The 2,049-nt window shown below is 68.5% G+C and carries 1 protein-coding gene and 1 pseudogene; both read left to right on the top strand.

The genetic code is table 11. The features are described from left to right. Window positions 1–31: 31 nt before the first annotated feature. Window positions 32–346, top strand: a pseudogene (locus tag CCN72_RS41785) (condensation domain-containing protein); the annotation flags it as partial. Between the two features lie 132 nt (window positions 347–478). Beyond that, the coding region (locus CCN72_RS34305; protein ID WP_483027293.1) for an amino acid adenylation domain-containing protein at window positions 479–2,049 on the top strand (1,571 nt) is incomplete at its 3' end.

Here is a 2,049-nt window from a genome sequence, read left to right on the forward strand (position 1 = left end):
GACATCGCTGGCCGCGTACGCGCATCAGGACGTGCCCTTCGAGTACTTGGTCGAGCACCTGAACCCGACCCGTACGCTCGCCCATCACCCCCTCTTCCAGGTCATGTTGGCCCTCCAGAACGCTCCGGAGGCGGCTTTCCAGTTGCCCGGTCTGCACATCGAGGTGGCGCCCGGACGCACCCACACGGCCAAGTTCGACCTGTTCTTCAGCCTCGCCGAGCGACGCGGCGCCCACGGCGAACCGGAGGGGATCACGGGCGCCGTCGAGTACTCCAGCGACATCTACGACGCTCCCACCGTCCAGACGCTCTTCGACCGCTGGGTCCGGCTGCTGGACGCGGCCACCACCCACCCCGACCAGCCGCTCGGCACGATCGGCCTCCTCTCCGACGAGGAACACCGGGAGACCGTCGACGACTTCAACCGCACGGCCCTGCCCCTGCCTGAGGCCCCTCTCGCGGCGCTGTTCGCACGGCAGGTGGCCGCAACTCCGGATGCGCCCGCCCTCACGGAGGGGGGCACCTCCCTGACGTACGCGGAACTCGACGCCCGCGCGAATCAGTTCGCTCATGAGCTGATCGTCAGGGGAGTGTGCCCCGGTGACTCCGTCGCCGTCCTTCTGCGGCGTTCCGTCGCGACGGTCATCACCGTGCTCGCGCTGACGAAGGCCGGCGCCGTCCATGTGCCGCTCGATGAGCGCTACCCGGCCGAACGCATCCGCCGCGTCCTCACCGACACGGGTGCCCGCCTGCTGGTCACCGACGACCTCTCGGAGCACCGACGAGGCGCTGAGGACTGCGAGTTGATCCGGCCGACCTCTCCGGACCTGCCTGCGGCCGACCCCGGCGCCCCCGAGGTCATCGTCCATCCCGACGCGGCCGCGTATGTGATGTACACGTCCGGTTCGACCGGCGTCCCGAAGGGGATCGTGGTCAGTCACCGTAATGTCGTGGCTCTGGCGCTGGACCCTCGTTTCGAGGGGCGGGCTCATGAGCGGGTGCTGTTGCACTCGCCGACCGCGTTCGACGCTTCGACCTACGAACTGTGGGTGCCCCTCCTCAACGGTGGGACCGTGGTGGTCGCCCCGGCCGGTGACCTGGATGTTCCCGCGCTTCAGCAGGTCATCGGCGAGCAGCGGGTCACGGCTTTGTGGTTGACCAGTTCCCTGTTCGACGTGGTCGCCGACCACGCCCCCGAATGTCTGGCCTCGGTGCGGCAGGTGTGGACCGGCGGGGAGGCGGTCTCCGCCACCTCCGTGCGACGTGTCCAGGAGGCATGTCCTTCTCTGACGGTGGTGGACGGGTACGGGCCGACGGAGACGACGACCTTTGCCACCTGCCACCCTGTCACCCATCCCTACAGCGGTGGTCCGGTCGTGCCCATCGGCCGTCCGATGGCGAACATGCGCACCTATGTCCTGGACGCCGGACTGCGACCCGTCGTGCCCGGTGTCACCGGTGAACTCCACATCGCGGGTGCGGGGTTGGCCCGCGGTTATCTGAACCGTCCCGGTCTCACCGCCGAGCGTTTCATCGCCGACCCCTACGCCCCCGAGCCCGGCGGCCGGATGTATCGCACTGGCGACCTGGTGCGCCAAAACCCTGACGGCGTACTGGAGTTCATGGGCCGCGCCGATCACCAGGTGAAGATCCGGGGGTTCCGGATCGAACCGGGCGAGATCGAGGCCGTACTCACCGACCACCCCGACATCNNCGCCTCATCGCCTACGTCGTCGCGGACACCGACACGACGTCCGCCAGCGACGACAAGGAGCGGAGCCAGATCGGGGAGTGGCAGGACCTCTACAACTCGCTCTACGCGGAGGCTGGTTCGGAGTTCGGTGAGGACTTCTCCGGATGGAACAGCAGTTACGACGGCGAGCCCATCCCGCTGCCCGACATGCGGGAGTGGCGTGCGGCCACGGTCGAACGGATCAGGGCGCTCAAGCCCGGCCGGGTTCTGGAGATCGGCGTGGGTACCGGGTTGCTCCTCGCCCGGCTGGCGCCCGAGTGCGAGGAGTACTGGGGAACCGACTTCTCACCCACCGTC

The organism is Streptomyces murinus (assembly GCF_002154555.1).
GTDB classification, from domain to species: domain Bacteria; phylum Actinomycetota; class Actinomycetes; order Streptomycetales; family Streptomycetaceae; genus Streptomyces; species Streptomyces murinus.